This is a genomic window from Blastococcus sp. SYSU DS0973, from assembly GCF_054051055.1.
The window spans coordinates 152554-173457 of sequence record NZ_JBJHAN010000001.1 but is presented as its reverse complement, the minus strand read 5'-3'; the positions used below and the strand labels follow the sequence as shown (position 1 = coordinate 173457).

Genomic DNA, 20904 nt, shown 5'->3' with positions numbered 1-20904 from the left:
GGTGGCCCAGCAGCGCGCCGGGCCACCGGTGCCCTCCGCGTCCGCGTCGGCTCAGCGCTGGTCGCGGCGCAGGGGATGGTCGTCGGGAACCTCCACCACGACGATCCGGACGCCGTCCGGATCCTCGATCCACATCTCGACCAGCCCCCATGGCTCGAGCCGGGGCGGCTGCGTGACCGTCACGTCGGCCGACGTGAGACGGCGGTGTTCGGCGGCGACGTCGCGGACCTGCAGCCACAGCGCGAGCCCCTTCGGGCTGTCCGCCGACCGACCGGAGACCTCCAGCAGCCCGTTGCCCAGGAAGAAGACGACCCCCGGATGCTCTGGGGGTCCGAACTCGCGATGGACCGCCAGGCCCAGGACGTCTCGGTAGAACGACTGCGACCGCTGCGGATCGGACGGTCGCAGCAGCATACGGCTGCTCAGGATGTCCATGGCGCCATCCTCCCTCGCACCGACCAGGTGGGACGCCGCCGCGGGGCTCAGGCGGCGATCGGGTGGTGGTGGCAGCGCCCGCCGATGGTGGTCCGGGCCCCGCACGGCGCACCGGCCTTGGTCCGGCCGCCGCTCTCTCCGCAGCGAGCCGGCGACCCCGGCTGCGTGGGCACCGGCCCGGCCAGGACCGGGCGGGCGAAGGGCAGGACGACGGCGTCGTGCCCCGGCGCCCGGGCGGCCGAGGGGGCGGCGGCAGTGGTGGTCACGTTCTCGCGATGGCCGGCACGACGGCGCAGGGCCGCCGCGGCGGTCAGGCCGGCGGCGAAGGCAGCGATCGCGGTGGCGGCGTGGCTGGTGCGCATGCCTGTGTCATCGGCAGTCCGGGAGGCCGGCGGAACGTCCGCCGACCGGTTCGCCGCCGGCGTCGAGCGCTGGCCGGGTGCCGGTCACCCGGGGTTGGACCACCGGCTGCCGGCCGCCGTCTGCACCGGCCAGGGTCGGGACCGCCCGAGCCGTCGCCGTCGAGGGCTGCGGCCCGTTCCGGCCGCAATCGTTCCGCTCTGTGCGCACGTCCGGTCACCCTGCGTCCGCCGCCACGGTGGGTCCCGGGAAAAGCCGGGCATGGACTCCTGCCGCCCCTCCCGCTCTGCCTACGGTGCCCCATGTCCGCCGATCGGCGGAACCGGATGGCGTACCGCCGAACCTGCCCCCGCCACCCGGCTACATCGAGACGATGGGCAGGCGCGGGGGACCCACTCTCGCAGGACCGGGCCGTCAGGCCCTGGGGTGAAGCCGTGATCCGCGGCCGGGCAGCTCTCGCCCGAACCCGACAGCTAACCCCGCAGGCGGCGAGAGGCTCACATCCCCATGCGCAATCGCTCCCAGGGGCGGCACCGTGCCGCCCGCACGTCGGCCGTGGCCGTCGTGGCACGCCCCGCGGCAGTGCTCGCGGCAGCATCGGCCCTCTCCTTCACCGGCCTGGCTTCCGCCGCGGCCCACACCGGTGAGCACACGGTGCAGCCCGGTGACACGCTGAGCTCCCTGGCGGCCGCCCACGGCACCTCGTGGCAGACCGTCTACGACGTCAACCGCGCCACCATCGGCGCGAACCCGAACGTCCTGCGCGTCGGGCAGGCGCTGTCCATCGGCGGCTCCGCACCGGTGGAGGCCGCTCCGAGCACGGCTGCGGGCTCGTACACCGTGCAGGCAGGGGACACGGTGGGCAGCATCGCCGCCCGCCACGGCACCACCTGGCAGCAGCTGCACGCCCTCAACCTGCAGGTGATCGGTCCCAACGCGAACGTCCTGCGGGTCGGTCAGCGTCTCGCCCTCAGCGGCGGGGGCGGCCCGGCCGCCGTCGTGGACGCGCCGGTGCCGCGGGCAAGCCGGGCGGAGCGGCCGGCTGCGGCTCCTGCCGCGTACGACGTGTGGGCCCCCCACGTGCGGCCCGCCGTCCAGGAGGTCGCCGAGCGGTTCGGCATCCCGACGGTCCTCACCCGGCCCGGCCACAGCCCGGCGCAGGACCGTGCCGCGGACTTCATGGTCTACGACGACCGCGCCGCCGGTGACGCGATCGCCCAGTACGTCGTCGACAACGCCGCGCGGTTCGGCGTCGACTACGTGATCTGGCAGCAGCGGATCGCCGCCTCGTGGACCGGTTGGGCGTGGCAGGGCATGGCGGACCGGGGATCGCCCACCGCCAACCACATGGACCACCCGCACGTGGCCTTCCGGACCGCCGGCTGACCACCGGCGAGCGTCTCCTGCCGCCTTCGGCAGGAGACGCTCGCCACGCCGGTGGCCGCCGGGTCGTGCGTGGGCGTCCGGCCCCGCATGCCGGTCCGTCAGACGGCGACGGCGGTGACGAACGTGCAGATGCCCTCGCCCGAGTCGGCCCGGTGCCGCAGGCCGATGGCCGCCAGCAGCGCCGTCTCCACGCGGTGGGCCAGGCGCCGGGGGCCCTCGTACCAGGTGCTGCCGCCGGTGGTCACGGTGACGTCGGTGAAGCCGGCCAGCCGGACGTGCTCGACGAGCATCCAGTCGGGGAGGATCGAGATGTGGCCGGGCTGGTGGTAGTGCTTCGGCCCGAAGATGAACGGCGCCCCCCGGAGGAACATCTTCAGCCGGGAGTGCGGATGGGTGATGTTCGGCGTGCTGACGACCAGCCGGTCGCCGGGCCGGAGCAGCGACCGGATCGAGCGGAGCACCTTCCGCGGGTTCTCGACGTGCTCGAGCGTCTCGACGCACACGACCATGTCGAAGGGGCCGCGGGTCTCCTCGGTCCACACCGGGTCGTCGAGGTCCAGCCGGTGGATCCAGTCGTGCGGCGGGTCGAGGTCGGTGGGCACGACGTCGAACCCGGCCTCGCGCATCCGGCACGCCAGTGCTCCGCAGCCGGCACCGACCTCGAGGATCCGGCCGCCCTCGGGCAGTGCCTGTTGCACCAGTTCGACCGCGTACTCGTGCACGCCCGGAGCGGCGTGGACACCGTGCCCCTGGTAGGACCAGATGGCCGCGGTGCGGTGGCTGGAGGAGTGCTCGTCCACGGTCACGTCCGGAGTCTGACCTACCCGCGGCCGCTACGCGCGGTCGTGCGCCGTGGAGCCCGGACCTGACGTCCGCAGCCGGACCGCCCGGTACAGCACTCCGGCGGCCAGCGTGCCCGTTCCGGCCAGCACCGACGGCCACGGCAGGGTCGCCGCCAGCGCCAGGCAACCGACGACACCGGCCACCTGCACGCCCCGCGGCCAGCGCCGGTGGCCGGCCGCCTGGGTGAAGGCGGCGACGTTGGCGACGACGTAGTACAGCAGCACGCCGAACGACGAGAACCCGATGACCGCGCGCAGGTCGACGGTGAGCACCAGCGCGCACACCACCGTGCCCAGCGCCAGCTCCGCGCGGTGCGGCACGCGGTGGCGTGGGTGCACCGTGGCCAGCGCGCGCGGGAGGTCGCCGGTCCGCGCCATCGCCAGCGACGTCCGGCCCACCCCGGCGACCAGCCCGAGCAGAGCCCCGAGCGCGGCGGCGGAGGCCGCGATCCGGACGACCGGTGCGGCCCACGCCCAGCTCCCGGCCGCGACGGCGTCGGCGAGCGGGGTGGCCGTTCCGGCGATCCCGACCGGCCCGAGGACGAGCAGCAGCGTTCCCGCGACGATGGCGTAGACGGCGACCGCGATGCCCAGCGCCAGCGGGATGGCGCGGGGGATGGTGCGGGCGGGGTCGCGGACCTCCTCGCCCATGGTGGCGATGCGGGCGTAGCCGGCGAAGGCGAAGAAGAGCAGCCCGGCCGACTGCAGGACGCCGTACCAGCCGTCCGGTCCGGCGGTCCAGCCGGTGAGCCGGGCCGGGTCCGCGGCGCCGGGAGCGAGGGCGGCGAGGACCGCCACGGCGAGCCCGGCCAGCACGACGCCGACCAGCACGCGGGTGAGCCCGGCGGTCCGGGTGACCCCGTGGTAGTTGACCGCCACGAGCGCCACGACGGCGGCGACCGCTCCGGTCCGCTCCCAGGCCTGCGGAACGGCGTACGCGGCGAAGGTCAGCGCCATGGCCGCGCAGCTGGCGGTCTTGCCCACCACGAACGCCCAGCCGGCCAGGAAGCCCCACCAGGGCCCGAGGCGCTCCCGCCCGTAGAGGTAGCTGCCGCCCGACTCCGGGTACTGCGCGGCCAGCTGCGCCGAGGAGGTCGCGTTGCAGTAGGCCACCGCGGCCGCCAGCGCGAGACCGATCAGCAGCCCGGCCCCGGCCGCCCGGGCAGCAGGCGCGAAGGCCGCGAAGACCCCGGCGCCCATCATCGAGCCCAGCCCGATGACGACGGCGTCCGTGGTGCCCAGCCGGCGGGCGAGCTCGGGGCCGGTGCTCACCGGAGCCCGCGATCGCAGCGCACGCCGGCGACCCTAAGGGGTGGGGAGGAGCCGGGAGTGGCGCGGCGGTGCAGGGCGCCGCACCGGCGCCGTGTCATCGTGGCCGGCATGGGACCAGTGCGCCGGTGAGCGGCACCGCCGTCGCCCTCGTGGCGGCCGTCGCCGGGATCCCGATCGGCCTTCTCGTGAACCGGGCCGCCGGCCGCTTCCCGTGGCCGGCGGAGGTGCGGGTGCGGGAACTGGTCGGTCCCGGGCCCGTCGCGGTCCGCCCCCCGGTGCTCGAGCTCGTCAGCGCGGTCCTGTTCGGCCTGGTGGGCCTGCGCTTCGGCGCGGTGGCCGAGCTGCCGGCCTTCCTCTTCCTCGCCGTCGCCGGGCTGCTGCTCGCCGTCGTGGACCTGCAGCACCGGCTGCTGCCCAACCGGGTCGTCGTCCCCTCCCTCGTCGTCGGCCTGGCCCTGTTGGTCATTCCGGCCGCGGTGGAGGGGGACTGGCCCGCGTTGCTGCGTGCCGCCCTCGGATCGGCGGTGCTGTTCGCGGCCTTCCTGGTCCTCGCCCTGATCGCACCGAGCGGCCTGGGCATGGGTGACGTCAAGCTCGCCGCCCTGCTCGGCCTCTACCTGGGCTGGCTGGGCTGGACCGCGGTCGTGCTCGGCGGTGCCGCCGGGTTCGTGGCCCAGGCCGTGGTGGTGCTGCCCCTGCTGGCCCTGCGGCGAATCGGGCTGCGCAGCGAGCTGCCCTTCGGCCCGGCGATGCTGGTGGGGGCTGCGGTGACTGTGCTGTGGAGCACAGTCGCCGCCTGACGCTCAAGACCCCCATCGGTCCGGCCGACGTCCTTCGGTGACGGACGGGCGAGAATTCCCGTCACTCTCGGTGGCCGTTCCGTGGGCTGCACCCTCGATGGGAGGAGGTCTGTCGTCCGATCCGGCGACAGCCGCTCAAGCCCCGGCCGGGAGGGACCGATGGGTGCCCTGTTGCCACGAAGCCGGGTCACCCGACCCGGACCCGCTGGCCTCGTCACCCAGGGAGCTCCCGTGATCAACCCCTACGCCACTCTCGCCGCCCTCGTCGCCTTCGCGCAGACCCGCCTGCAGGGCGAGGAGAAGGGCGCCACCGCCGTCGAGTACGGCCTGCTGGTCGGCCTGATCGCGGTCGCGATCATCTTCACCGTCTCGCTGCTCGGCGGCCAGCTCGAGTCCCTCTTCGGCACGGTTAGCGACGAGCTGTCCGACGTCGCGCCCCCCGCCACCACCTGAGCGATCTCGGTTCCTCCCTGTCCGACGGCGCACCGGCCCATTCCCGGTCGGTGCGCCGTGGGGCAGGAGCCCCCCCGTAGGAGAGGCGGTGAGCACGGATGACCACACGACTACGCGACCAGCGCGGCGCCTCGGCGGTGGAGTTCGCCCTCATCGTGCCGGTGCTGATCATGCTCGTCCTCGGCATCGCCGAGTTCGGGCACGCGTTCCAGGTCCAGGGCACCTTGTCGGCCGCCGCCCGCGAGGGCGTGCGGGCCATGGCGCTGCAGAACGACCAGACTCTCGCGCGGGCCGCCGTGATCGACGCCGCGGCCTCCCTGAACCCCGCCCTCGCCGCGCACCAGATCGCCATCACGCCGGCCTCCTGCCCGGTGACCGGTGGCAGCAGCACGAACGTCGAGCTGACCATCACCTACCCGATGCCCTTCCTCACCGGCTTCTTCGGTGCCGGCGTCGATCTGACCGGACGGGGGGTCATGCGGTGCAACGGCTGACCCTCCGCCGCCGGCTGCGGCGGCACGAGCACGGTGCCTCGGCCGTCCTGCTGGCCCTTCTGCTCGTGCCGATGCTGGGCTTCGCCGCGATCGCCGTGGACGTCGGCGCCCTCTACGCCGAGCGGGCCCGGCTCCAGGTGGCGGCCGACGCCGCAGCGCTGGCCGTGGCCTCCGACTGCGCCCGCGGTAACTGCGGGGACATGCTCGGCACCGCGCAGGGCATGGTGGCCGCCAACGTGGGGGAGGCGACGGCGGCGCAGCCGATCCTCTCCAGCAACCCGACGAGCGTCACCGTCACCGGCAGCACCCCCAAGGAGCACTGGTTCGCGCCGGTGATCGGCCACGACGCCAGTTCGGTGTCGGCCACGGCGACGGTGGCCTGGGGCGCTCCCGACCGGGGGACGGCGGTGCTGCCGCTGACCTTCTCGTGGTGCGAGTTCCTCCAGCAGACCGGCGGCGGTGAACCCTCCGGCGAGATCGTCCGGACCATCCACTTCACCAAGAGCTCCGACACGGTGGAGTGCACCGGGCCGTCGAACCTGATCGTCCCCGGGGGGTTCGCCTACCTCGACACGCCGCCGGAGGAGTGCGAGGCGGCCAGCGCCCGCAACGAGCGGTCGTACTCGTCGACCGGCAACACCCCGCCGTCGACGTGCACGCCGGCCTACCTGAACTCCTGGGTCGGGCACACCGTGCTGCTCCCGCTGTTCGACTCCTCCGGCGACACCGGCACCAACGCCTGGTACCACGTGTTCGCCTACGCCGCCTTCCACATCACCGGGTTCCACTTCGGCGGCCAGTTCACCACCGACGCCAAGCCGTGCACCGGCAACGCCCGCTGCGTGAGCGGCTACTTCACCGAGCTGGTCGACCTGAACGACGCCTTCTCCTACAGCCCGGACGCCCCGCAGCTCGGGGCCTCGATCCTCCGACTCATCCGATAGGGGCCACTGTGCGACGTCGTCTGATCGCCGCCTTCGCGGCGCTGCTGCTCACCGGAGCCGGCGCCGTGGTGCTGCTGGCCTATGTCCGGGGCGCTGACGCCCGAGCGCTCGCCGGGACGGAGACCGTCCAGGTCCTCGTCGTCCGGACGCCGGTGCCGGTCGGCACCCCCGCCGAGGAGCTCGGGACGATGGTCGCGAGCGAGCTGCTGCCGGCGAAGGCCGTCGCCGACGGCGTGGTCGAGGACCTCGGTGCCCTCGCCGGGCGGGTGACCACCGTCGATCTGCAGCCGGGTGAGCAGTTGCTGGCCGCCCGCTTCGCCGCGCCCACCGATCTGCGGCTCCCCGGCACCGTGCCCGTTCCGGAGGGCGCCGCCGAGGTCAGCGTGCTGCTCGAGCCGCAGCGCGCGGTGGGTGGCCGGCTGACGGCGGGCGACACCGTCGGCGTCTTCGTCTCCCTGACGCAGGACGCCGGGGCGGCCACGCACGCCGTCCTGCACCGGGTCCTGGTGACCCAGGTGCAGGGCGCCCCGGCGCCCGCCGATCCGGCCGCCGAAGGGGTGGAGACCGCCTCGGCCGGCGGCGCCGCGCCGACGGGCAGCGTGATGGTCACGCTGGCGCTTCCGGCGGCCGAGGCCGAGGCGGTCGTCTTCGGCGCCGAGCACGGCGCCCTCTGGCTCGCCCTCGAACCCGAGGGGACCGACACCTCGGGCACCGAGGTCATCACCGGTACGAACATCTACGGAAAGGCGTTCGCATGAGCCGCGTCGTCCTTGCGGGGGCCGACGAGGACCTGCAGCAGCGTGTGTCCGCAGCCGTGGACGGCGACGTGTTCGCACTGCCCCCGGGGCGTCTGCCGGCCGACCCGGCCCGGCTGTTCGAGCTCCTCGCCGACGGAGAGCTGCCCGAGGTGCTGCTGCTGGGCCCCCTGGCGCCGGCGGAGGAGGTGCTGAACCTCGCCGGTCGGCTGGACGTGCAGTGCCCGGGCATCAGCGTCGTCCTCGTCGCCGACCCGGCGCCGGAGACGTGGCAGGCGGCCATGCGCGCCGGCATCCGCGATCTGCTGCCCCTGCACGCGGGGGCCGCTGAGATCCGGTCGGCGGTCGAGCGGGCCGGCGCCGCAGCCGCGGGTCGCCGCCGGGTGCTGCGACCGCTCGAGGAGACCGCCCGGTACACCGGCCGGGTCATCACGATCGCCTCGCCGAAGGGCGGGGTGGGGAAGACCACCGTGGCGACCAACCTCGCCATCGGTCTGACCTCCTCCGCGCCGCAGTCCACGGTGCTGGTCGACCTGGACGTGCAGTTCGGCGACGTGGCCAGCGCGCTGGCCCTGCAGCCCGAGTACACGCTGCCCGACGTCGTCCACGGCCCGGCCAGCGAGGACACGATGGTGCTCAAGACCTTCCTGACCCAGCACCCGAGCGGGATGTACGCGGTGTGCGGATCGGAGTCGCCGGCGGCGGGTGACACCGTGACCGGCGAGGACGTCAGCCGGTTGCTGGCCGCTCTGGCCAGGGAGTTCCGGTACGTGGTGGTGGACACCGCGCCCGGCCTGTCGGAGCAGACACTGGCCGCCCTCGACCGGGCCACCGACGTGGTGATGCTCAGCAGCATGGACGTCCCGGGAGTGCGGGGGCTGCGCAAGGAGCTCGATGTGCTCCGTGAGCTCTGCATGATCCCGGCCGGCCGGCACGTGGTGATGAACTTCGCCGACGCCAAGGGCGGCCTGTCGGTCCGGGACGTCGAGACGGCGATCGGCACGGGCATCGACGTCCTCCTGCCCCGGTCGGCCGCGGTGCCGCCGTCCACGAACACCGGCGTGCCGATCCTGGAGAGCGGCGGGCGCGACCCGATGGTCAAGGAGCTGCGCCGGCTGGTGTCCCGGTTCGCCGCCACCCCGATCGTGCGGCCGAGCCGCTACCGGGCCAAGCACCGGGCGGCGTCGTGAACCTCATGAACCGGCTGGAGGCCGCCCGCGGCCGCACCAGCCCGGAGCCGTCCCGCCCCGTCGACGACGCGTCCCCGCTCCCCGCCGAACCGGCCGCGCCGGTGCTCACCCCCCGGCCGGTCACGCCGGTTCCGCGTCCGGCTGCCGCCGCTCCGGCGGCGCCTCCGGTGGATGCGTTGTCGCGGTTGAAGGATCGGGTGGCGAAGGCGTTGTTCGAGCGGATGGGTGCTCGGATGAGTGATCCGTCGCTGGCCGAGGACGCGTTGCGCATGCTGGTGTTGCGGGAGTTGGACGAGGTGGTCGAGGCGGAGAAGATTCCGCTGTCGGCCGAGGAGCGGGGCCGGCTGACCTCGGAGCTGGCTGATGACGTGCTGGGGTTCGGGCCGTTGCAGCGGTTGCTGGATGACCCGTCGGTGACCGAGATCATGTGCAACGGGCCGGAGTCGATCTATGTGGAGCAGTCCGGTCGGCTGGTGCGCACGGCGTCGCGGTTCGCCAATGAGGAGCATCTGCGGCGGGTGATCGACCGGATCGTGTCCCGGGTGGGGCGGCGGATCGATGAGTCGTCGCCGTTGGTGGATGCGCGGCTGGCCGACGGGTCGCGGGTGAACGCGATCATTCCGCCGTTGGCGTTCAGTGGGTCGACGTTGACGATCCGGAAGTTCGCCAAGGACCCGTTCGGTGTCGATGACCTGATCGGTTTCGGCACGCTCTCGCCGGAGATGGCCGAGTTGCTGCAGGCGTGTGTGGATGCGCGGCTGAACATCATCGTCTCCGGTGGTACCGGTACGGGGAAGACGACGCTGCTCAACGTGCTGTCCTCCTTCATTCCGGAGGGGGAGCGGATCGTCACCATCGAGGACGCGGTGGAGCTGCAGCTGCAGCAGGAGCACGTGGTGCGCCTGGAATCGAGGCCTCCCAACATCGAGGGCAAGGGCGCGATCACCATCCGGGACCTGGTGCGCAACAGCCTGCGGATGCGGCCGGACCGGATCGTGGTGGGGGAGTGCCGCGGCGGTGAGTCCCTGGACATGCTGCAGGCGATGAACACCGGCCACGACGGGTCGCTGTCCACGGTGCACGCCAACTCTCCCCGCGATGCGATCGCCCGGCTGGAGACGCTGGTGCTGATGGCCGGCATGGATTTGCCGCTGCGGGCGATCCGGGAGCAGATCGCCTCCGCCGTCGACGTCGTGGTGCAGCTGACCCGGCTGCGGGACGGCACCCGGCGGGTCACCCACGTCACCGAGGTCCAGGGCATGGAAGGCGAGACCGTCACCCTGCAGGACGCGTTCCTGTTCGACTACTCCGCCGGGGTCGACCCCGCCACCGGCCGCTTCCTCGGCAAGCCGGTGCCCACCGGCGTCCGCCCCCGCTTCACCGACCGCTTCACCGACATGGGCATCACGCTCTCCCCCCGGGTCTTCGGGGCGGCCGAGCCGGTGGCCGCCGGCCGACGGAGCTGGGGCTGATGCCCCCGGCGCTGCTGCTCGCCGGGCTGGCCGCGGTCGCCGGCGGCGTCTTCCTCGTCGCCGTCGCCGTGCTGCCGGCGGGTCCGCCGCGCATCCCGTTGACGCGGGTCGACCCGACGGCCGCACCGCCTCCCTCGGCGCTGTCCGGCGTGGGGGCGGTCGCCGGCTCCGCGGTGGGGAAGGTGCTCCAGCGGCGCGGCTGGGCGGTCACCGGTGCGGCGGCGCTGGAGCGGGCCGGCGTCGCCATGGCCCTGCCGGACTTCGTCCTGGCCGTCGGGCTGGTGGCCACGTTCGCCGCGGTGCTGGGAGCGCTGGCCGGCGGCCTGCTGGTCGGGCTGCTGATGCCTGGCGTGGTCGTGCTGGGCACCCGCGTGCTGCTGCGCGTGCGGGCCGGCCGCCGGCAGGCGGCGTTCGCCGACCAGCTGGACGACTCCCTGCAGCTGATGGCCAGCAGCCTGCGAGCCGGGCACAGCATCCTGCGGGCGATGGACTCGGTCGCGACCGAGGCCGCATCCCCGACGTCGGAGGAGTTCGCGCGGATCATCAACGAGACCCGGGTCGGCCGGGATCTCGCCGACGCCCTCGACGAGGTCGCCGAGCGGATGGGCAGCGAGGACTTCACCTGGGTCGCCCAGGCCATCGCCATCCAGCGCGAGGTCGGCGGCAACCTCGCCGAGGTCCTCGACGCCGTGGGGCACACCATCCGGGAACGCAACGCCATCCGCCGCCAGGTCAAGGCCCTCTCCGCCGAAGGCAAACTTTCCGCCTACGTCCTCATGGCCCTGCCCTTCGGCGTCATCGCCTTCCTCTCGGTCACGAACCCGAGCTATCTCTCGGCGTTCACCGAGAGCCTGGCCGGCTACGCGATGCTCGGCGCGGCCGCGATGATGATGCTGATCGGCGGCCTGTGGATGAAGAAGACCGTGGCGATCCGGTTCTGATGGGGGACCCGTGCTGACCGCTTCCATGCCGGGCCCAGTCCTGGCCGCTGTCGCCGCGGTCGCCGTCGGGATGCCGATCCTGGGCTGGGCCTGCCTGTCCCGTCCGCGGACCGTGGCGGAGCAGGCGCAGGCCAACCTGGCCCGCGGCCTGGATCTGCCGGGGGCCACCGGTCCGCGGAGCGGCCGGGCCGGGCCCGGGCTCGTCGCCCGCCTCGTCGGCCACCTGGCCTCCCGGGGGACGATCGACCGGCTCAACCGGCTGGCCGCCACCGCCGGGCGCCCGGCCGCCTGGCCGGTGGCCAGGCTGGTCGCCGCCAAGCTGGTGCTGACGATGGTCGCCGGTGCGCTGAGCCTGCTGCTTTCCGGCACCGGGGCGAGCCTGCTCACCGGCCTGACGGGTGTCGCGGTCACCGTGGTGGCCTACTTCGTTCCCGAGCTGCTGCTCTACAGCCGAGGCCAGGAGCGACAGCAGGCGATCCAGCTGCAGCTGGCCGACACCCTCGACCAGATGACGATCGCGGTGGAGGCCGGGCTGGGCTTCGAGTCGGCCATGGCCCGTGCCGGGAAGAACGGCAAGGGAGCGCTGGCCGAGGAGCTGACCCGCACGCTGCAGGACATCGCCGTCGGCCAGCCCCGCCGGGACGCCTACCTGGCGCTGGCCGAGCGTACCAACGTGCCCGACTTGCGCCGGTTCATCCGCGCGGTCGTGCAGGCCGACCAGTACGGGGTGTCGATCGCCGACGTGCTGCGCACCCAGGCGGAGGAGATGCGGCTCAAGCGTCGGCAGCGGGCCGAGGAGAAGGCGATGCAGATCCCGGTCAAGGTGATCTTCCCGCTCATCCTCTGCATCCTGCCGACGCTCTTCATCGTGCTGCTCGGCCCCGCAGCCATGGACATTGTGGCTGCCTTCAGCGATTGACCCGGGCATGAGCGGAGGCGGCCCGTCGCGTCGCCGCGCGGTCCGGCCCTGGGTGCCCCCCAGACGGCTGCGTGCCGGCTCAGTCGACGGCGTTCGCGACGGACCGGCTGTCGTGGTCGCTGACCGGCTATCCTACAGCGGCGCCCCGGTCGGCCTGCGCGGTGGGCCCTGTCGGCAACGATGGCCGGTGCAGGAAAAGGCTGTACAAGCACAGGCAGGCGAGTGCGAACGCCGCCAAGGGCAGTGTCTGGTCCTCCAGCAGCACGACGATCGAGACGTGCAGCAGGATCCCGAGTGCGGCGGCGGCTCGCGCCGTGGACCGGCGCCAGAGACCGAACGCCAGGAACAGCTCCCCTGCCACGGTGCCCACGGCCATGAGGGTGAAGAGCCACCACGGAAGAGGCACCCAGACCCACAGCGAGAGCGGAGTCCCGGACAGAAAAACCACGTTCATCTTGCTGATGGCGGCGAAGAAGTAGCAGACCGACAACTGCGACATCATCAGGAGTTGCGGCCACCACGGCACGGAACCACTCCGGGAGGACAGCGACCACGCCGCATCCGACCGGGCGAACACCAGGTAGGCGACCAGGAGCGTGCCTAGCAGCCGGTGGCTGCTATAGGTCTGCTGGTCCCAGAAGAACACGCCGACGTTGAGAGCTACCGTCACGACAGCAGCCGCGGACGTCCGCCAGCCCAGGACGAGGGCGATGCCGGCCGTGACGGCCGCCACCAGGTAGAGCTGGACAGCCACCGAGGTCGGGGCCGGGACGAGGGTATGGACCGGTAGTCCGAGCTTTCCTCCGGCGATACCACGTAGCAGGACGAACATCTCGACGCTGTTGGCGATCGTGACGAGACCGAGCCCGATCCGAGCCACGGCGACCGGCCGCGGATCAGCCTGGACGTCGGTCAGGCGCATCGGACGGTCCTCTCCTGGTCTGGTTGCTGCACCGCCACCCGCACGGCTCGAGGGAAGATCTCGCACACGTACTCCGGCAGGACAGTCGTCCAGTCGAGCTCGGGTCTCACGAGCCCGGCGATGAAGTGGTGCAGGTCAGGGGTGAACTGCTCGCCCTGGGCGTTTATCGCCGTAACGTCCACTCTCCCCTGAGCCGAATACATCTGGAAGCCAAACCGCGTCGGGGGGGCATCGAAGAACGCCACCGCCGGCACCGTTACCTGCGCGGCCAGGACCGCGAACACCGCCCAGTTCTTGATGCCGGTGGGGCGGCGCGACGTAACGGCTCCATTCCGGTGCATGGCCGCAATCATCGGGGCGCCGAGCGTCTGTGCCCGGCACCGACACCCGGGCGAAAGCACGGGCGAGTTCGCACCACCGGGGCGACGGCCGCCGTCGGCAGGGCGGCGCGGTGGGCGACCGCACGCCAGGTTGGCAGGGACGCGTTGCCCGGCGAACGGGGCCCTCACAGGCGTGGGGGTCACCCACAGTGATTCACGTCTGCCTCCGAAGGGTCATGATTCTGTCACCCACACGGTGGACCTCCCTGTTGTCACCACTCTCCGTGACGCAGTGTCCATCTCAGCCGCGACGGCGGGCCACGAGGTCCGACCCGGTTCGGCGACACGGGGGGAGAACCCACCATGCTCAACGTCTACGCCACCATCGCCACCCTTACCTCGTTCGTCGAGGGCCGTCTGAAGCGCGACGAGAAGGGCGCCACCGCCGTCGAGTACGGCCTGCTGGTCGGCCTCATCGCGGTCGCGATCATCTTCACCGTCTCGCTGCTCGGCGGCCAGCTCGAGTCCCTCTTCGGCACGGTTAGCGACGAGCTGTCCGACGTCGCGCCCCCCGCCACCAGCTGATCCACAGCTGTCAGCCGCGCCGTGGGTGGCGGTGTGGCGGCCACCAGGCCGCCGCACCGCTGCTCGCGGCACTTCGGTCGCCGATACACCAACGGGGGAACCAATGAGGAAGGTGCAGTCCGAGCGCGGTGCGGCAGCCGTGGAGTTCGCGCTGATCGTGCCGCTGCTGATCGTCCTGGTTCTCGGCATCGTCGAGTTCGGCCGGGCCTTCCAGGTGCAGGCCACTCTCGCCGCCGCCGCCCGTGAAGGAGCACGCGTCCTGGCTCTCCAGGGCGACGAGGTAGCCGTCGAGGCCGCGGTCCAGTCCGCCAGCACCTCGCTCGACCCCGGCGTCACCTCCGATGGCATCACCGTCTCGCCGGCCTCCTGCGACGGGGCAGCTGCCGGCACCAACGCCACCGTCACCGTCACCTATCCGATGCCCTTCCTCACCGGGTTCTTCGGCGACACCATCACCTTGGACGCGGACGGAGTCATGCGATGCAACGGCTGACCTGTCGCCGGCGGCTGCGCGACGAGCGCGGCGCGTCCGCGGTCCTGATCGCCCTGCTCATGATCCCACTGCTCGGTTTCGGCGCGCTCGCCGTCGACGTCGCCGCCCTCTACTCCGAGAAGCAGCAGCTGCAGAACGGCGCCGATGCCGCCGCACTGGCCATCGCGCACGACTGCGCATCAGCGCTGCCCGCCTGCGGTGTCGCCCAGGCAACCGCGGACACGCTGACCGAGGCCAACTACGACGAGGCCGGCTCGGCGCACGGTGTCCCGACGGTCACCTTCGGCACCAACGAGGTGACCGTGACCAACCCCGGCACCCAGGGCCACTGGCTCGCCCCGATTCTCGGCTTCGAGTCGACCGACGTCTCCGCCAGCGCCACCGTCCGCTGGGGAGCCGCCGGTGGCGGGACGGCGGTCCTGCCGCTCGCCTTCTCCTGGTGTGCCTTCGAGCAGCAGACCGGGGGCGGGGAGCCCACCGGCGAGACGCCGACGGTCATCGACTTCACCAAGGCCGACGAGACCGAGGGCTGCACGGGTCCGAACAACCTGGAGGTCCCCGGCGGCTTCGCCTGGCTGGACTCCGAGTCCGGCGAGTGCGGCGCCACCACGGAGGTCGACGGCACCGCCTACTCCGACACCGGGAACAGCGTCCCCGCGGAGTGCAGCCCCGAGTACTTCGAGAGCCTCCTGGGCGAGACCGTCCTGCTGCCCATCTTCGGCGAGGCGGGCGACACCGGGTCGAATGCCTGGTACCGCATCTACGCGTACGCCGCGTTCACCATCACCGGCTACAACTTCGCCGGCCAGTACAAGAGCGACCCTCCCGCGGACTGCGGTGGTACGGGGTCCAGCGGCCGGTGCATCGAGGGCGTGTTCACCCAGTTCGTCGACTCGACCGACGACTTCAGCTACGACCCGGCCGCGCCCGATCTCGGCGCGTGGGTCGTCCAACTGGTCGCCTGACCGGCGACCGATCCACTCAAGGGGGAAATGAGTGAACCGCCGCATTCTTGCCGCCGTGCTCGCGCTCGGCCTGGCGATCGTGGGCACCGTCGTGCTCGTGTCCTACGTCCGCGGGGCTGACGCCCGGGCCCTCGAAGGGGTCCAGACGACCCCGGTCCTCGTGGTCACCGCACCGGTGCCGGAGGGCACGCCGGCTGCCGAGCTGGCCGGGTCGGTCCGACTGGAGCAGATCCCCGCCAAGGTGGCGGCCACCGGGAGCGTCAGCGACCTCGCAGACCTCGGCGACCGGGTCAGCACCGTGGCCCTGCAGCCGGGCGAGCAGCTGCTGGCCAGTCGCTTCGCCGCCGAGGAGACCCTGCAGCCGCCGGACCGCGCCGAGGTGCCACCCGGCTTCTCCGAGGTCAGCCTGCTGCTCGAGCCGCAGCGGGTGATCGGTGGCCGGCTGGCCGCCGGTGACCAGATCGGCGTCTACATCTCCATGGACCTGGAGGACGCCAACGAGAAGAAGACCGGCACCACGCACTCCGTCCTGCACGGTGTCCTGGTCACCCAGGTGCAGGGCGCGCCGGCCCCGGCCCAGGCGGCCGAGGGCTCGACCAAGACGGTCGCCGCCGGCGCCGCCGCCCCCTCGAATAGCCTGATGGTCACAGTCGCCCTGCCCGCCCGGGACGCCGAGAAGGTGGTCTTCGGCATGGAGCACGCCAGCGTCTGGCTCGCCCTCGAGCCCGAGGGCGCGGACAACTCCGGCACCGGGATCGTCACGCAGAACAACATCTACGGTGACGCGCTCGCCGGCCTCACCGCCGCCAACGGGGGGTCTGGAGAATGAGCCGCGTCGTCCTCGCCGGAGGCACTCCGGACCTGATCGAGCGGCTGCGCGCTGCCCAGCCCGAACTCGCGGTGCTGCCGCCCGGTCGGGTGCCCACCGAGCCGGTCCGGCTGTTCGAACTGCTCCCGGCCGGCGACCTTCCTCCGGTGGTCGTGCTCGGCCCGGCCGCGCCGGTGGCCGACGTGCTGACGCTGGCCGGCGCGCTGGACGCGGCCTGGCCGGGGATCGCGGTCGTCCTCGTCGGAGAGCCCACCCCCGAGCTCTGGCCGGCGGTCATGCGTGCCGGCATCCGGGAGGTGGTCCCGCCGGACGCTGACGTGACCGTGCTCCGCGAGGTGGTCGAACGGGCGGCGCAGGTGGCGCTCGGCCGCCGCCAGGCGCTGCACCCCGTCGCCGGCCAGCCGTCCGCGCCCGGCCGGGTGATCAGCGTCGTCTCCCCGAAGGGCGGGGTGGGCAAGACGACTGTGTCCACGAACCTGGCCGTCGGGCTGGCCGCCGTGGCCCCGCAGTCGACCGTCATCGTCGACCTCGATGTCCAGTTCGGCGACGTCGCCACCGCCCTCGGGCTGCAGCCGGAGTACACGCTGCCCGACGCCGTGCACGGCCGGGCCGGCGAGGACTCGATGGTGCTGAAGACGTTCCTCACCCAGCACCCGAGCGGCCTGTACGCCGTCTGCGGGTCGGACTCCCCGGCGGCGGGGGACACGGTGACCGCGGACGACGTCAGCCGGCTGCTCGCCGCCCTGGCCCGCCAGTTCCGGTACGTGGTGGTCGACACCGCGCCCGGCCTGTCGGAGCAGACGCTCGCCGCCCTCGACGCCGCGTCCGACGCCGTCCTCCTCAGCAGCCTCGACGTGCCCGGTGTGCGGGGGCTGCGGAAGGAGATGGACGTCCTCGGCGAGCTGAAACTGCTGCCGGCCGGCCGGCACGTGGTGATGAACCTCGCCGACCCGAAGCAGGGCCTCGACATGGCCGACGTCGAATTGGCGCTCGGCACCGGCGTGGACGTCGTCCTGCCCCGGTCCGCCGCGGTCCCCGCATCGACCAACGCGGGGGAGCCCCTGCTGCTGCGCGACCTGAAGCGCGACCCGGCCACCAGGGAGCTGCGCCGCCTGCTCGAGCGCTTCGGCATCGCGCCCGCTCCGAAGTCCAGCGCTTTCTGGACCCGCCAGAAGGCGGCCTCCTGATGCGCCTCGGTGAGCGGCTGGAGGCCACCCGCGGACGCGGGGCTGCCCGGCCGGCCTCCGGCCCGCAGGTGCCCACCACGACGGCCGGCCCGGCCGCCCTGCCCCTGCCGGAGCCGCGCGGGCAGGCGACCGACCTCGGCCCGGCTGTCCCGTCAGTGACGGAACGGCCGGTGCCCCGTCCGACCGCTCCGGTGGCGCCTCCGGTGGATGCGTTGTCGCGGTTGAAGGATCGGGTGGCGAAGGCGTTGTTCGAGCGGATGGGTGCTCGGATGAGTGATCCGTCGCTGGCCGAGGACGCGTTGCGCACGCTGGTGTTGCGGGAGCTGGACGAGGTGGTCGAGGCGGAGAAGATTCCGCTGTCGGCCGAGGAGCGGGGCCGGCTGACCTCCGAGCTGGCTGATGACGTGCTGGGGTTCGGGCCGTTGCAGCGGCTGCTGGATGACCCGTCGGTGACCGAGATCATGTGCAACGGGCCGGAGTCGATCTATGTGGAGCAGTCCGGTCGGCTGGTGCGCACGGCGTCGCGGTTCGCCAATGAGGAGCATCTGCGGCGGGTGATCGACCGGATCGTGTCCCGGGTGGGCCGGCGGATCGACGAGTCCTCGCCGCTGGTGGACGCGCGGCTGGCCGATGGGTCGCGGGTGAACGCGATCATCCCCCCGCTGGCGTTCAGTGGTTCGACGTTGACGATCCGCAAGTTCGCCAAGGACCCGTTCGGTGTCGATGACCTGATCGGGTTCGGCACGCTCTCGCCGGAGATGGCCGAGTTGCTGCAGGCGTGTGTGGATGCGCGGCTGAACATCATCGTCTCCGGTGGTACCGGCACGGGAAAGACGACGCTGCTCAACGTGCTGTCCTCCTTCATCCCCGAGGGGGAGCGGATCGTCACCATCGAGGACGCGGTGGAGCTGCAGCTGCAGCAGGAGCACGTGGTGCGGCTGGAATCGAGGCCTCCCAACATCGAGGGCAAGGGCGCGATCACCATCCGCGACCTGGTGCGCAACAGCCTGCGGATGCGGCCGGACCGGATCGTGGTGGGGGAGTGCCGTGGTGGTGAGTCGCTGGACATGCTGCAGGCGATGAACACCGGCCACGACGGGTCGCTGTCCACGGTGCACGCCAACAGCCCACGCGATGCGATCGCCCGGCTGGAGACGCTGGTGCTGATGGCCGGGATGGATCTGCCGCTGCGGGCGATCCGGGAGCAGATCGCCTCCGCCGTCGACGTCGTGGTGCAGCTGACCCGGCTGCGGGACGGCACCCGGCGGGTCACCCACGTCACCGAGGTCCAGGGCATGGAAGGGGAGACGGTCACCCTGCAGGACGCGTTCCTGTTCGACTACTCCGCCGGGGTCGACCCCGCCACCGGCAAGTTCCTGGGCAAGCCGGTGCCCACCGGCGTCCGCCCCCGCTTCACCGACCGCTTCGAGGAGCTGGGGATCGCCGTGTCGCCCCGGCTGTTCGGCGTCCCGGCGGACTCGATCTCCGGGGGCTGGCGATGACCGGCACCGCGGCGCTCGCACTGGGCGTCCTGGCGGCCACCGCGGCGCTGGTCCTCGGCGTCCTCGCGATCGTCCCGGCGAAGGAGCGGGTGGCGCTCAGCCGGCTCGACCCGACCATCGGGCCACCGCCGAGCGCCCTGACCGGCTTCACCCAGCGGGCGCAGGGCGGGATCGAGACGGTGCTCGCGCGGCGCGACGGTGGCTCGGGGCTGGCCCGGGACCTGCAGGCGGCCGGCCTGCGGATGCGGCCCGCGGACTTCCTGCTGCTGACCCTCTCCGGCCTGGTCGTCGCCGGCGCGCTGGGTCTGCTCCTCGGCGGGCTCGTGCTGGGCGTTCTCCTCGCCGCGTTCGCGCCGCTCGTCGCGAAGGTCCTGCTGAGCGTGCTCGCGAGCCGGCGCCGGGCCGCGTTCGCCGATCAGCTCGACGACTCCCTGCAGCTCATGGCCAGCAGCCTGCGCGCCGGCCACAGCATCCTGCGCGCCGTCGACTCCGTGGCCCAGGAGGGAGCGGCCCCGACGTCGGAGGAGTTCGCCCGGATCATCAACGAGACCCGGGTGGGCCGTGATCTGGGTGCGGCGATCGACGAGGTCGCCGACCGGATGGGCAGCGAGGACTTCGCCTGGGTCGCCCAGGCCATCGCCATCCAGCGTGAAGTCGGCGGCAACCTCGCCGAGGTGCTCGACCGCGTCGGGCACACCATCCGGGAACGAAACGCCATCCGCCGCCAGGTCAAGGCCCTCTCCGCCGAAGGCAAGCTTTCCGCCTACGTCCTCATGGCTCTCCCTATCGGCGTGGGGATCTTCCTGTTCCTGATCAGACCGGAGTACATGGGCGTCTTCACCGAGAGCCTGATCGGCTACGCCATGCTCGCCGCCGTTGCCGTGCTGCTGACGGCGGGCGGGTTCTGGCTGCGCACGACCGTCCGCATCACCTTCTGAGGAGGCCGGCATGATGATCGTCTCCGGAGCCGCCTTCCTGGTGGTGTCCGCCCTTCTGCTGCTCGGCTGGTCGGTGCTCGCCCGGCCCGACGCCGCGGCCGCCAGCACCCGCGCGAACCTGGTGCGGGGCTTCCAGCTGGCGCCCGCCGGCGCGCCGGCCGGCCGTCGCCGGAGCTCACCACTAATCCAGCTGCTCACTCCGCGGGGCACCGCCGCGCGGCTGCAGCGGCTGATCGCCGGTGCGGGGTACCCGGTGGAGTGGCCGCTGCCTCGGCTGGTGGCCGCGAAGCTCGTGCTGGCCGCCGTGGCCGGCGGTGTGGGGTTCCTGCTCCTGGCCGACGGACCCAGCCTTGGACGCATCCTGCTCCTGGCCGCGATGGTGGGGATCTCCTACTTCGTCCCCGAGCTGCTGCTCTACAGTCGGGGCCAGGAGCGCCAGCAGGCGATCCAGCTGCAGCTGGCCGACACCCTCGACCAGATGACGATCGCGGTCGAGGCCGGGCTGGGCTTCGAGTCGGCCATGGCCCGTGCCGGCAAGAACGGCAAGGGAGCGCTGGCCGAGGAGCTGACCCGCACGCTGCAGGACATCGCGGTCGGCCAGCCGCGCCGGGACGCCTACCTGGCGCTGGCCGAGCGCACGAACGTGCAGGACCTGCGCCGGTTCGTCAGCGCCATCATCCAGGCCGACCAGTACGGCGTCTCGATCGCCGACGTGCTGCGCACCCAGGCCGGGGAGATGCGGCTCAAGCGCCGGCAGCGGGCCGAGGAGAAGGCCATGCAGATCCCGGTGAAGGTGATCTTCCCGCTGATCCTCTTCATCCTGCCGACGCTGTTCATCATCGTGCTGGGCCCGGCCGTCATCGACATCATCGGCGCGTTCAGCGACTGATCCGGTCCGCT

At 72.7% G+C, this 20904-nt stretch carries 24 protein-coding genes and 1 riboswitch; of the genes, 18 read left to right on the top strand and 6 right to left on the bottom strand.

Annotation, left to right across the window (positions count from 1 at the left end; translation table 11 throughout):
* Positions 1 to 51: 51 nt before the first annotated feature.
* On the bottom strand, positions 52 to 435 hold the full coding sequence (locus tag ACI791_RS00860) for a VOC family protein (protein WP_456584307.1): 384 nt from the start codon (positions 433 to 435) through the stop codon (positions 52 to 54).
* 47 nt (positions 436 to 482) lie between these two features.
* Complete coding sequence (locus tag ACI791_RS00855; RefSeq protein ID WP_456584306.1) at positions 483 to 797, bottom strand: hypothetical protein; 315 nt, start codon at positions 795 to 797, stop codon at positions 483 to 485.
* A gap of 323 nt (positions 798 to 1120) precedes the next feature.
* A riboswitch (cyclic di-AMP (ydaO/yuaA leader) is annotated at positions 1121 to 1295 on the top strand.
* A 7-nt stretch (positions 1296 to 1302) separates the two neighbouring features.
* Here ACI791_RS00855 and ACI791_RS00850 point away from each other — a divergent pair.
* Positions 1303 to 2181, top strand: coding sequence for a LysM peptidoglycan-binding domain-containing protein (locus ACI791_RS00850; protein WP_456584305.1), 879 nt, complete (start codon positions 1303 to 1305; stop codon positions 2179 to 2181).
* A 98-nt stretch (positions 2182 to 2279) separates the two neighbouring features.
* Here the strand turns inward: ACI791_RS00850 and ACI791_RS00845 are convergent, their stop codons facing one another.
* The gene (locus ACI791_RS00845) at positions 2280 to 2987 is read right to left on the bottom strand and encodes a class I SAM-dependent methyltransferase (protein WP_456584304.1); all 708 of its coding nucleotides are present in this window, start codon (positions 2985 to 2987) and stop codon (positions 2280 to 2282) included.
* Between the two features lie 27 nt (positions 2988 to 3014).
* Positions 3015 to 4295: an APC family permease gene (locus tag ACI791_RS00840; protein ID WP_456584303.1), complete on the bottom strand. Its 1281-nt coding sequence runs from the start codon at positions 4293 to 4295 to the stop codon at positions 3015 to 3017.
* A 125-nt stretch (positions 4296 to 4420) separates the two neighbouring features.
* Here ACI791_RS00840 and ACI791_RS00835 point away from each other — a divergent pair, with 125 nt between their 5' ends.
* From ACI791_RS00835 to ACI791_RS00795, 9 genes are all read left to right on the top strand, one after another.
* Complete coding sequence (locus ACI791_RS00835; RefSeq protein WP_456584302.1) at positions 4421 to 5095, top strand: prepilin peptidase; 675 nt, start codon at positions 4421 to 4423, stop codon at positions 5093 to 5095.
* Positions 5096 to 5326: 231 nt separating this feature from the next.
* Positions 5327 to 5548, top strand: a complete 222-nt coding sequence (locus ACI791_RS00830) for a Flp family type IVb pilin (RefSeq protein ID WP_456584301.1) — start codon at positions 5327 to 5329, stop codon at positions 5546 to 5548.
* 98 nt (positions 5549 to 5646) lie between these two features.
* A complete protein-coding gene (locus ACI791_RS00825; RefSeq protein ID WP_456584300.1) occupies positions 5647 to 6042 on the top strand; it encodes a TadE/TadG family type IV pilus assembly protein in 396 nt (131 codons plus the stop codon).
* The gene (locus tag ACI791_RS00820) at positions 6030 to 6986 is read left to right on the top strand and encodes a pilus assembly protein TadG-related protein (protein WP_456584299.1); all 957 of its coding nucleotides are present in this window, start codon (positions 6030 to 6032) and stop codon (positions 6984 to 6986) included. Before ACI791_RS00825 ends, ACI791_RS00820 begins: the two co-directional genes overlap by 13 nt.
* Before the next feature lie 8 nt (positions 6987 to 6994).
* Positions 6995 to 7744, top strand: a complete 750-nt coding sequence (gene cpaB / locus ACI791_RS00815; RefSeq protein ID WP_456584298.1) for a Flp pilus assembly protein CpaB — start codon at positions 6995 to 6997, stop codon at positions 7742 to 7744.
* Positions 7741 to 8931 (top strand): AAA family ATPase, encoded by a 1191-nt coding sequence (locus ACI791_RS00810; protein ID WP_456584297.1) that lies wholly within the window; start codon positions 7741 to 7743, stop codon positions 8929 to 8931. The genes cpaB (ACI791_RS00815) and ACI791_RS00810 overlap by 4 nt, the downstream gene beginning before the upstream one ends.
* 5 nt (positions 8932 to 8936) lie before the next feature.
* The gene (locus tag ACI791_RS00805) at positions 8937 to 10403 is read left to right on the top strand and encodes a CpaF family protein (RefSeq protein WP_456584806.1); all 1467 of its coding nucleotides are present in this window, start codon (positions 8937 to 8939) and stop codon (positions 10401 to 10403) included.
* A complete protein-coding gene (locus tag ACI791_RS00800) occupies positions 10403 to 11344 on the top strand; it encodes a type II secretion system F family protein (protein ID WP_456584296.1) in 942 nt (313 codons plus the stop codon). Before ACI791_RS00805 ends, ACI791_RS00800 begins: the two co-directional genes overlap by 1 nt.
* A gap of 25 nt (positions 11345 to 11369) precedes the next feature.
* Positions 11370 to 12263: a type II secretion system F family protein gene (locus tag ACI791_RS00795; protein ID WP_456584295.1), complete on the top strand. Its 894-nt coding sequence runs from the start codon at positions 11370 to 11372 to the stop codon at positions 12261 to 12263.
* 127 nt (positions 12264 to 12390) lie between these two features.
* Here the strand turns inward: ACI791_RS00795 and ACI791_RS00790 are convergent, their stop codons facing one another.
* Together ACI791_RS00790 and ACI791_RS00785 are read right to left on the bottom strand one after the other, a co-directional pair.
* Positions 12391 to 13185: an HTTM domain-containing protein gene (locus ACI791_RS00790; protein ID WP_456584294.1), complete on the bottom strand. Its 795-nt coding sequence runs from the start codon at positions 13183 to 13185 to the stop codon at positions 12391 to 12393.
* Positions 13176 to 13538: a hypothetical protein gene (locus ACI791_RS00785; protein ID WP_456584293.1), complete on the bottom strand. Its 363-nt coding sequence runs from the start codon at positions 13536 to 13538 to the stop codon at positions 13176 to 13178. The genes ACI791_RS00790 and ACI791_RS00785 overlap by 10 nt, the downstream gene beginning before the upstream one ends.
* A 330-nt stretch (positions 13539 to 13868) precedes the next feature.
* Here ACI791_RS00785 and ACI791_RS00780 point away from each other — a divergent pair, with 330 nt between their 5' ends.
* From ACI791_RS00780 to ACI791_RS00745, 8 genes are all read left to right on the top strand, one after another.
* Positions 13869 to 14090, top strand: coding sequence for a Flp family type IVb pilin (locus ACI791_RS00780; protein WP_456584292.1), 222 nt, complete (start codon positions 13869 to 13871; stop codon positions 14088 to 14090).
* Between the two features lie 103 nt (positions 14091 to 14193).
* A complete protein-coding gene (locus tag ACI791_RS00775; RefSeq protein WP_456584291.1) occupies positions 14194 to 14583 on the top strand; it encodes a TadE/TadG family type IV pilus assembly protein in 390 nt (129 codons plus the stop codon).
* Complete coding sequence (locus ACI791_RS00770) at positions 14571 to 15548, top strand: pilus assembly protein TadG-related protein (protein WP_456584290.1); 978 nt, start codon at positions 14571 to 14573, stop codon at positions 15546 to 15548. The genes ACI791_RS00775 and ACI791_RS00770 overlap by 13 nt, the downstream gene beginning before the upstream one ends.
* A gap of 31 nt (positions 15549 to 15579) precedes the next feature.
* Positions 15580 to 16377, top strand: coding sequence for a Flp pilus assembly protein CpaB (cpaB, locus tag ACI791_RS00765; protein WP_456584289.1), 798 nt, complete (start codon positions 15580 to 15582; stop codon positions 16375 to 16377).
* Positions 16374 to 17564 carry an AAA family ATPase gene (locus ACI791_RS00760; protein ID WP_456584288.1) on the top strand — a complete coding sequence of 397 codons (1191 nt, stop codon included), beginning with the start codon at positions 16374 to 16376 and terminating at the stop codon, positions 17562 to 17564. The genes cpaB (ACI791_RS00765) and ACI791_RS00760 overlap by 4 nt, the downstream gene beginning before the upstream one ends.
* A gap of 269 nt (positions 17565 to 17833) precedes the next feature.
* Entirely contained in the window at positions 17834 to 19066 is a 1233-nt protein-coding gene (locus ACI791_RS00755; RefSeq protein WP_456584287.1) for a CpaF family protein, read from the top strand.
* Positions 19063 to 20004, top strand: a complete 942-nt coding sequence (locus ACI791_RS00750) for a type II secretion system F family protein (RefSeq protein WP_456584286.1) — start codon at positions 19063 to 19065, stop codon at positions 20002 to 20004. The genes ACI791_RS00755 and ACI791_RS00750 overlap by 4 nt, the downstream gene beginning before the upstream one ends.
* Positions 20005 to 20014: 10 nt before the next feature.
* A complete protein-coding gene (locus tag ACI791_RS00745; protein ID WP_456584285.1) occupies positions 20015 to 20893 on the top strand; it encodes a type II secretion system F family protein in 879 nt (292 codons plus the stop codon).
* The last annotated feature ends 11 nt before the right edge of the window (positions 20894 to 20904 follow it).

Excerpts from the sequence above, each read along its gene's own strand:
- ACI791_RS00860 (WP_456584307.1), bottom strand. The coding sequence starts at position 435 with ATGGACATCCTGAGCAGCCGTATGCTGCTGCGACCGTCCGATCCGCAG.
- ACI791_RS00855 (WP_456584306.1), bottom strand. The coding sequence starts at position 797 with ATGCGCACCAGCCACGCCGCCACCGCGATCGCTGCCTTCGCCGCCGGC.
- ACI791_RS00850 (WP_456584305.1), top strand. The coding sequence starts at position 1,303 with ATGCGCAATCGCTCCCAGGGGCGGCACCGTGCCGCCCGCACGTCGGCC.
- ACI791_RS00825 (WP_456584300.1), top strand. The coding sequence starts at position 5,647 with ATGACCACACGACTACGCGACCAGCGCGGCGCCTCGGCGGTGGAGTTC.
- ACI791_RS00810 (WP_456584297.1), top strand. The coding sequence starts at position 7,741 with ATGAGCCGCGTCGTCCTTGCGGGGGCCGACGAGGACCTGCAGCAGCGT.
- ACI791_RS00805 (WP_456584806.1), top strand. The coding sequence starts at position 8,937 with ATGAACCGGCTGGAGGCCGCCCGCGGCCGCACCAGCCCGGAGCCGTCC.
- ACI791_RS00800 (WP_456584296.1), top strand. The coding sequence starts at position 10,403 with ATGCCCCCGGCGCTGCTGCTCGCCGGGCTGGCCGCGGTCGCCGGCGGC.
- ACI791_RS00795 (WP_456584295.1), top strand. The coding sequence starts at position 11,370 with ATGCCGGGCCCAGTCCTGGCCGCTGTCGCCGCGGTCGCCGTCGGGATG.
- ACI791_RS00790 (WP_456584294.1), bottom strand. The coding sequence starts at position 13,185 with ATGCGCCTGACCGACGTCCAGGCTGATCCGCGGCCGGTCGCCGTGGCT.
- ACI791_RS00785 (WP_456584293.1), bottom strand. The coding sequence starts at position 13,538 with ATGATTGCGGCCATGCACCGGAATGGAGCCGTTACGTCGCGCCGCCCC.
- ACI791_RS00780 (WP_456584292.1), top strand. The coding sequence starts at position 13,869 with ATGCTCAACGTCTACGCCACCATCGCCACCCTTACCTCGTTCGTCGAG.
- ACI791_RS00775 (WP_456584291.1), top strand. The coding sequence starts at position 14,194 with ATGAGGAAGGTGCAGTCCGAGCGCGGTGCGGCAGCCGTGGAGTTCGCG.
- ACI791_RS00770 (WP_456584290.1), top strand. The coding sequence starts at position 14,571 with ATGCAACGGCTGACCTGTCGCCGGCGGCTGCGCGACGAGCGCGGCGCG.
- ACI791_RS00760 (WP_456584288.1), top strand. The coding sequence starts at position 16,374 with ATGAGCCGCGTCGTCCTCGCCGGAGGCACTCCGGACCTGATCGAGCGG.
- ACI791_RS00755 (WP_456584287.1), top strand. The coding sequence starts at position 17,834 with ATGAGTGATCCGTCGCTGGCCGAGGACGCGTTGCGCACGCTGGTGTTG.
- ACI791_RS00750 (WP_456584286.1), top strand. The coding sequence starts at position 19,063 with ATGACCGGCACCGCGGCGCTCGCACTGGGCGTCCTGGCGGCCACCGCG.
- ACI791_RS00745 (WP_456584285.1), top strand. The coding sequence starts at position 20,015 with ATGATGATCGTCTCCGGAGCCGCCTTCCTGGTGGTGTCCGCCCTTCTG.